This is a genomic window from Streptomyces pilosus (genome assembly GCF_014649835.1).
GTDB classification, from domain to species: Bacteria; Actinomycetota; Actinomycetes; order Streptomycetales; family Streptomycetaceae; genus Streptomyces; species Streptomyces pilosus.
On the sequence record NZ_BMTU01000016.1, the window covers coordinates 23,326 to 30,974 of the forward strand.

At 69.4% G+C, this 7,649-nt stretch carries 7 protein-coding genes; 6 read left to right on the forward strand and 1 reads right to left on the reverse strand.

Annotated features, from left to right (window positions below):
- The 6 genes from IE118_RS29340 (at window position 1) to IE118_RS29365 (ending at window position 6,351) form a co-directional block, all read left to right on the forward strand.
- On the forward strand, window positions 1–540 hold the full coding sequence (locus IE118_RS29340; protein ID WP_189561117.1) for a nucleoside 2-deoxyribosyltransferase: 540 nt from the start codon (window positions 1–3) through the stop codon (window positions 538–540).
- A gap of 82 nt (window positions 541–622) precedes the next feature.
- Window positions 623–1,516, forward strand: a complete 894-nt coding sequence (locus tag IE118_RS29345) for a beta/alpha barrel domain-containing protein (RefSeq protein ID WP_189561118.1) — start codon at window positions 623–625, stop codon at window positions 1,514–1,516.
- Entirely contained in the window at window positions 1,513–2,343 is an 831-nt protein-coding gene (locus IE118_RS29350; protein WP_189561119.1) for a creatininase family protein, read from the forward strand. Before IE118_RS29345 ends, IE118_RS29350 begins: the two co-directional genes overlap by 4 nt.
- Window positions 2,344–2,418: 75 nt before the next feature.
- The gene (locus IE118_RS29355; protein WP_189561120.1) at window positions 2,419–4,920 is read left to right on the forward strand and encodes a penicillin acylase family protein; all 2,502 of its coding nucleotides are present in this window, start codon (window positions 2,419–2,421) and stop codon (window positions 4,918–4,920) included.
- Window positions 4,921–5,140: 220 nt separating this feature from the next.
- Window positions 5,141–5,539 (forward strand): zorbamycin binding protein ZbmA, encoded by a 399-nt coding sequence (gene zbmA, locus IE118_RS29360; RefSeq protein ID WP_189561121.1) that lies wholly within the window; start codon window positions 5,141–5,143, stop codon window positions 5,537–5,539.
- Window positions 5,540–5,541: 2 nt separating this feature from the next.
- Window positions 5,542–6,351 carry a thioesterase II family protein gene (locus IE118_RS29365; RefSeq protein ID WP_229846987.1) on the forward strand — a complete coding sequence of 270 codons (810 nt, stop codon included), beginning with the start codon at window positions 5,542–5,544 and terminating at the stop codon, window positions 6,349–6,351.
- Here IE118_RS29365 and IE118_RS29370 read toward each other — a convergent pair.
- Window positions 6,302–7,552 carry a cytochrome P450 gene (locus tag IE118_RS29370; protein ID WP_189561122.1) on the reverse strand — a complete coding sequence of 417 codons (1,251 nt, stop codon included), beginning with the start codon at window positions 7,550–7,552 and terminating at the stop codon, window positions 6,302–6,304. The genes IE118_RS29365 and IE118_RS29370 overlap by 50 nt on opposite strands.
- Window positions 7,553–7,649 lie beyond the last annotated feature (97 nt).

Here is a 7,649-nt window from a genome sequence, read left to right on the forward strand (position 1 = left end):
ATGGACCCCAGCCTGTCCGTGGACGAAGCGTCCACGCACCAGACCGGTCTCCTTGCGGGACTCGATGTCCTCGTGGGTGGGCCGATCCAGCACGCCATCCTGGAGAGTGGCTTCGTCGGCCACCTGCGGGACGCGATCACCGCAGCGGTTCACACGGCCACGGAGAACGGCGCGAACGTCTTCTCAGCCCACGTCGCCGAGAAGTTCGGAGCTGAGACGGCGTCCTTCACACCGGAGCAGGTGGCCGTCCGTGACTTCCACTGGATGAAGAGGTGCGACGTCTTCGTGGCCATTCTGCCGGTTCTGGAGGACCAGACCCTGGGGCGCACGGACGGCACCCACGTCGAGCTCGGTTGGGCCACGGCCCTTGAGCGCCCCGTCGTACTCGTCACCGAGCAGCCCTTCGTCGAGTCAGCGAGCCACCTTCTCAAGGGCCTGCACCGCGTCGGACGCGTCCGGGCGGTCGACTTCGACGAGTTCAAGGAGAAGCCGAGCCTGCTCGTCGACGCCGTGCTCGCCGTCACCGAGCACCCGGCGTGAGGGGGCCGACGCCAGACCTGCACGCCCTCGGCACTCCTCCCACACGCAGAACATCCGCGCAACCGCTGGACGGAGTCAACCCATGCTCGAAGTGCCCATCCTGGGCCTGTCGCCGGCCAACCCCGTGATCGTCGGATCCGGGCTGCTGACGGACCAGGAACGCAACATCCGCCGGCTGCTGGGAAAGGGAGCCGGCGCCGTCGTCACCAAAACCATCCACCCGAGCCCCCCTCAGGGCCTCGACGAGCGGATCCTGCGCCTGCCGGTGGGGATGCTGAACAGCACCACGTACTCCAAGCGGTCGGTCAACGGCTGGCTGAAGACGCTGCGTTCGTTCGCCGACGACCGGTTGCCCGTCATCGCCTCCCTGCACGCCGACACGCCGGGCGAACTGGCCATGCTCGCCAAGGACGTCGAGACGACCGGCTGCCAGGCCCTGGAACTCGGCATCTCGTGCCTCAACGAGGAGGACGGTCTGGAGGACGACAACCCCGACCGGGTCTACGCCTACACTTCCGAGGTCCGCAGCAAGACGGCGCTGCCCATGTCCGTCAAACTCGCTGTCGGTGAGGGACTGCGGGACCGGGTGCGCGCCGCCATTGCCGGGGGCGCCGACGCCATCACCCTCAGCGACACCATCGCCGGCGCGGCCGTGTCCCCGACGACCGGCCGGCTGGAGTTGAACGGTGTGTTCGGCTACTCGGGACCGGGTCTCAAGCCGCTGGTCCTGGCTGCCATCTGGCAGTTACGGAAGAGCGGCATTGCCCTGCCGGTCATGGGCTGTGGCGGGGTGAGCAGTGGCCGCGACGTGGCCGACTACCTCAGCGTGGGCGCGAGTGTCGCACAGGTCTACACGGCCCTGCACACCGATATGTACCGGACGCTCGAACGCATTCTGGCGGAGACCCGGGACCTGGTGGGTCCGCAAGCCGCCGTCCCGGGTTCCACCGAAGAGGCGCAGGAGGCGGCGATATGACCCACCGTGACGCGACACCGTCGCGTCTCACCGACCTGACCAGTGAACAGGTGGCCGACGCGGTGCGGGGACGGACCGTCGTATGGCCGATCGGGGCGATCGAGCAGCACGGCCCGCATCTGCCGCTTTCCGTCGACCTGATCCTGGCGGAGGCCTTCGCCACCGAGATCGCGCGGGAACTCGACGCGTTCACCCTGCCGGCGCAGGCGATCGGTGCCCGGTCCCTGCCACAGAGCGGCGGCGGGCTGTTCTTCCCCGGTACCGTGTACGTGGGCGGCGACACGCTCGTGCGCTTCCTGCGTGACACGCTCTCCGCGCTGACGGTTCTCCCCATGGCGCGCCTCGTCGTGGTCAACGGCCACTACGAGAACGAGCCGTTCCTGTTCGAGGCACTGGACCAGGTGCGCGAGCGGGGACTGCTCGACGGCATGGAGGTCTTCGCGTTCAGTTGGTGGAGCCTGGTCCGGGACACCTGGACCGATGCGGAGACTCCCCGGTTCCCCGGCTGGCACGCCGAACACGCGGGAATCACCGAGACCAGCCTCATGCTCCACCTGCGTCCCGATCTCGTCACCGACGAGCGTCCCGACCACGACAGCCCGCCCCGGGCGGGTGTCTACCTGCACCCCATCGACGTTGGACGGACCACCCACCGCGGCGTCCTGTCCTCGACGTCGGGATCGAGCTCCGGCCTCGGGGAGAAACTGCTGCGCCATGTCGTCGACGAGGCGACGGCCATGGTGCGCGACGGCACGGGGCTGCTTCTGGACCGGACCCGTCCGGCCCGCGGCGTCTCCGGCCGCCCGCGTGATCGCGAAGACCTGTAGCGTGCCTGTCGCTGACGGACCATCAACAACAGCTCCACGCGGGGCTGATACGACGAGGGGGAAGCGTTGGGCACCATGTCCACACGACTGCGGCGGACCGTGCCGACCATGGTGATCGTCGTCTCGACTCTGCTCTCCACCGGAGCTGCGTCCGCCGGCTCCACAGCGGCGAACGCGCGGAGCGCAGGGACGGACGACGTGGCCACGGTCCAGCACGACGGATACCGCGCGGTCATACGCCGGACGCAGCACGGTGTGCCGCACGTGCTCGCGGCCGACGTCAAGAGCGCAGGATTCGGCCAGGGCTGGGCCTATGCGGCGGACCGGGGCTGCGACCTGGCGGATCAGGTCGTCAAGCTCCGCAGTGAGCGTGCCCGCTGGTTCGGGCCCGGCCCGGACAACGCGCATCTGGCGTCCGATTTCGGTTACCACGCCCTGGGAATCAGAACCAAGGCCGAGCGTGAGCTGACGAAGCTCTCTCCCGACGTGCGCGCCATGGTCAGCGGTTATGCGGCGGGATTCAACGCCTATCTGGAACGCAGCGGCACGCTGCCCGGATGGTGCGCCGACGCTCCCTGGGTGGGGAAGATCGACGAGGTCGACCTGCTGTCCCGGGAAAGGGACGTGGCGATCACCATGGGAAGCGCGACCCTGCTGGGCGCGATCACCCTGGCCCAGCCGCCCACCCGGCAGGCGAGGGCGAAGGGCACGGCCCCAGGCGTCGACGCGGAGCCCGGCCGCAAGCTGGTCGCCCAGCAGGCCCGGACGGTGCTGCGTGGTGACCGCCGTACCGCGGCGCTCGGCAGCAACGGCTGGGCGGTGGGGGAGGAGCGGACCGCCGACCGCGGTGGATTGCTGGTCGCCAACCCGCACTTCCCCTGGGAGGGGGAGAACCGCTTCTGGGAGTCGCAACTGACCGTTCCCGGACGGCTTCAGGTCTACGGAGCGAACCTCGGCGGCCTGCCCGGTGTGCAGATCGGCTTCAACCGTGACGTGGCGTGGACCCACACCGTGTCGAGCGGCTGGCACACAACGGTGTACACGGTGAAGCTGACGGAGTCGGACCCCACGCGCTACCTCGTCGACGGCACGCCGGAAGGCATGACCTCGCGTACGTACTCCGTACGGGTCAAGGGAACGGACGGCAGCCTGCAGACCGTACGGCGGACACTGTGGCAGACCCGCTACGGACCGGTGATCGACCTGTCCCCGGTGGATCCGTCCTACGGCTGGTCCCGCACGCAGGCCGTCACGTTCCAGGACGCCAACATCGGCAACGGGGGCATTCTGGAGCAGTACGCGGACATGGCGAAGGCCCGTTCGGTCGGCGAGCTCAAGGCGGCGCACCGCCGGCACCAGGCCGTTCCCTGGATGAACACCATCGCGGCGGACAAGAGTGGCGCGACGTGGTACGCGGACACCTCCGCCACGCCGAACCTGTCGGCCGACGGCATCGCAGCATGGCTGTCCCATCCCTTCGGTGTGCTGGACGGAAGCGACTCACGCCATGCCTGGCAGAAGGAACCCGGGGCGCGGCAGCCGGGGCTCGTACCGTTCGTCCGGCAACCGCAACTGAGCCGCCGGGACTACGTGTTCAACTCCAACGACAGTTACTGGCTGGCCAATCCGGAGCGGCCCCTGACCGGTTTCTCGCCCCTCTTCGGCTTCGAGAACGTGCCGCAGAGTGCACGCACCCGGCAGAACGCGCTCATGCTGCGCAAGAGCGGTCCGGCCTCCGTCTCCGGCACGGACGGCCGGATCAGCCTGGCAGAAGCAGAGAAAGGGCTGATGTCGACCCGGGCGCTCACCTCGGACCACCTGCTCGCACCGGTCGTGCGGGCCTGCCGTGCCCAGGCCGGCACGCCCGTCGTCGTGGACGGAAGGTCCGTCGACGTCACGAAGTCCTGTGATGTGCTGGCCGATTGGGACGGCCGGTTCACCGTCGACAGCCGCGGGGCCGTGTTGTGGCGGGAGACCCTCGCCGCCGTCGAACGAGCCCACCCCGGGTCCGTGACGAACGCGGGCGCCCTGTTCAGCGAAGCGTTCGATCCGGCCAGGCCCGTGGACACGCCTGCCGGTCCCGCCGCGGACACCGCTCCGGTCCTGGAGGGTCTGGCCAAGGCTGCCCTGACCCTGGAAGCGGCCGGACTGCCCGCGGACGTACCGCTCGGCCGGGTCCAGTACGCGGTCAAGGACGGGAACAGGCTCCCCGTACCCGGCACGGCGGGATTCATCGGCGCCACCAATGTCGTCGAGCACCTGACCCAGCCGGGAAGCTCCCTGGAGCCGGCCACCCCGGGCGGCACGCCGTTGGCGTACGGCGACCTGACCGACCAGGGATATCCCGTGAACACCGGGTCCAGCTTCATGCTGGTGGTGAACTTCACCAGGAACGGCCCGGTGGCCAAGGGGCTTCTGACCATGGGGCAGTCCCTGGACCCCGGCTCCCCGCACTTCACCGATCAGACCAGGGCCTTCGCCCGGTTGGAACTGGGCAGGCGGCCCTTCACGGAGAAGGAGATCCTTGCGGACCGGCATCTGGCCACGGAGATGGTGACCGGGCGCGTCGCACGCTGACCCGGTGATCCCTTCCCCGACGGGATCACAGCCGGGGTGGCCGCTCTCCGGGTGGCCACCCACGTGCCCTGACCCCAGCGTAATTCCTTTCGCCACGTACGTCGGTGATTTCAAGCGTTTCCTTTTCCCCGCATTTCCGAGAGATTCTTTCTCCGGGGATGCCGGGTTATTCGTGTGCTAAAATTAGGCGGACTCTTCCGACCGCTGGGAAAGGTTGGTCATGGCCGTATTGGTCTCGGGGGTTCCCGTTCTTACCGCCCTCGACGTTTCCACCACGCAGAAGTTCTGGATCGAGGTCCTCGGCTTCACCGAGGAATTCCTCACCGAGGATTTCGGCAGCGTCAGCCGCGACGGGGTCGAGTTGTTCATCTGCTCCGTCGAGGATCAGGTCGTTCCCGACAACACGCAGGCGTGGCTGCGGGTCCGCGACATCGACGCCCTGCACGCCGAGTGGTCCGCGCGTGTCTCCTCGGACTACGCCGACGCCAGTCACCCTGCCATGACCGCGATCAGGGAGGTGCCCTGGGGCCGGGAGTTCGGGCTGCGCGACCCCGCCGGCAACCTGGTGCACTTCAGCGAGTTGAGCGAGACGGCCGAAACGACGCGGACGGTTCGTTGAGCGTGGCAGGACGGTGGCTGCTGCCCGCCCCGGCGTACGACGAAGGCATCGACGCACGACTGCTGTGCATCCCGTACTCCGGGACCGGTGCCTCGTCCTTCGCCGCGTGGCCGGCGCGCATGGGGTCCGTGGAGGTGCTGCGTGTCCAGGCGCCGGGGCGCGAGAATCGGCTCGCCGAGCCGCACTACGGCACCTACGAGCGGTTCGCCGACGGACTGATCGAAGATCTCCGTCTCTGGATGGACCGGCCGTTCGCCCTTCTCGGGCACTGCAGCGGGGCGCTCGCCGCCTACGAGACGGCGGTCGAGTTGCGCAGGCGCGGCCTGCCCGCGCCGGTCCTGCTCGTCGTCTCCTCCCAGGTCGCGCCGCAGGACGGTCCGTACGGCCGCCACCTCGCCATGGACGACGAGGAACTGCGGGCCGACGTGGTGGAGTCGACGATGCGCCGAGGTGTGCGTCCCAACCCCGGAATGGTCGACCTCAGCGTGGAGATCCTGCGTGCGGACGTGGAGGCGAACCGGCACTATCGCCGCCCCAGCCCCGAGCGGCTGACCGGTACGCGCGTCATCTCTCTGGGCTGGGAGGGAGACAGCGAGATCGAGCCATTTCGCACGGCGGGCTGGGAGGCGTGCGCCGATGACGTTCGGCAGGTCGTTCTGAGCGGCGACCACCGTACCGTCTTCGAGGCTCCCGACGCGTTGATGACGCTGTTGCGTGCGGAACTCGGCGGCGTGAGGGGACACGCGGACCCGGACGGGCGGCTCAGTGGGCCGCTCGTCGACGAGGTGTCAGACGGACCGGCAACCGGTTGATCCCCGCGATGAAGTGCGAGTTCAGATGTTCGACCGGACCGCACACCTCCACGGCCTCCACCGCGTCGACCAGCTCGACGAGAACGGCCGTCAAGGACGCGCGGGCCAGGGCGGCGCCGAGGCAGTAGTGGGGGCCGTAACCGAACGCCAGATGGCGGTTGGGCGTTCGTCCGGGATCGAAGCGGTACGGGTCGGGGAAGACCGCCTCGTCCCGGTTGGCCGAGCCCAGCCAGGCCACCACGGCCTCACCACGGGACAACGGGACTCCGGCCAGCTCCACCGGCCGTGTCGTGTGCCGCAGGACGTGTGCCGCGGGTGAGGACCAGCGCAGCGCCTCCTCGACACCGGTGGCGAGCGCCTGGGGTCCCTGCCGCATGGCCTCGATGACACGGCTGTTCTCTGCCATGGCCAAGGCCGTCGCCGACATCGTGTGCGGCAGGGTGGTGACGGCCCCCAGCAGCAGGCTGTAACAGTGGTACACGGCCAACTCGGCCGCTGCCCGGGTGTCCTCACCGGCGGGCGGGAGCAGCCGGGTCAGCAGGTCGTCCGCCGGGGAGCGATGCCGCGACCGCAGGGCGGCGCGGAAGTACGAGAAGAGCTCGTGGTGTGCCGTCGCCAGCGTCGTACGGGTGCCTTCGGCGGCGTACACCGGATCGTCCGGTGCCACTGCGGCGAACGCCAACCGGCCCAGTGCGGGCCAGTCCGCCGCCGGCAGCCCCATCACCGGCCCCAGGGCCATCAGGGGGAGACGGGCGGCCGCCCGCGCCAGGTCCCACGGGGCCCCGTCGAGCGCAGGACGCAGAAGCGCCCGTACCGCCTCGCGCATCCGTGTGCCGCCGGTGCCGCGCACGCCTGCCGTGAGGGCGGCCACCTGGGGCGCCCGCAAACGGGCGTGGTGCGGTGGATCAGTGACCGTCACCATGCGCCCGCCGGCCACGTCGTCCGTTCCCAGCGTGGTGAGGAGGTTTCCTCGCGCGGAGGTGAAGACCTCGTGATCGCGCAACACGCGCATGACGTCCTGGTGGCGGGTCACCGACCAGAAGGACCTGCCGTCCGGGGTGACATTGCGGTGCACGGGCGAGTGCCTGCGCAGATGGCGCCATACGGAATGCGGTTCACCCTGGCCGTACAGCATCGGGTCGTGCAGGTCGACCATGTCGAACCCACACGACGCGGACGCGCCGGAGACGGTCATGCGCATGGAAGTCGTCCCTCAGGCGCGCCCCGTAGCCGTCCGGAGATCATGTGATCGGAGTCTGCCCCGCGTCCCCGGCCGGGTCAAGACGCGGTCCTACGGA

Coding starts and splice junctions, on each gene's coding strand:
- IE118_RS29340 (WP_189561117.1), top strand. CDS start 1: ATGGACCCCAGCCTGTCCGTGGACGAAGCGTCCACGCACCAGACCGGT.
- IE118_RS29345 (WP_189561118.1), top strand. CDS start 623: ATGCTCGAAGTGCCCATCCTGGGCCTGTCGCCGGCCAACCCCGTGATC.
- IE118_RS29350 (WP_189561119.1), top strand. CDS start 1,513: ATGACCCACCGTGACGCGACACCGTCGCGTCTCACCGACCTGACCAGT.
- IE118_RS29355 (WP_189561120.1), top strand. CDS start 2,419: ATGTCCACACGACTGCGGCGGACCGTGCCGACCATGGTGATCGTCGTC.
- zbmA (WP_189561121.1), top strand. CDS start 5,141: ATGGCCGTATTGGTCTCGGGGGTTCCCGTTCTTACCGCCCTCGACGTT.
- IE118_RS29370 (WP_189561122.1), bottom strand. CDS start 7,552: ATGCGCATGACCGTCTCCGGCGCGTCCGCGTCGTGTGGGTTCGACATG.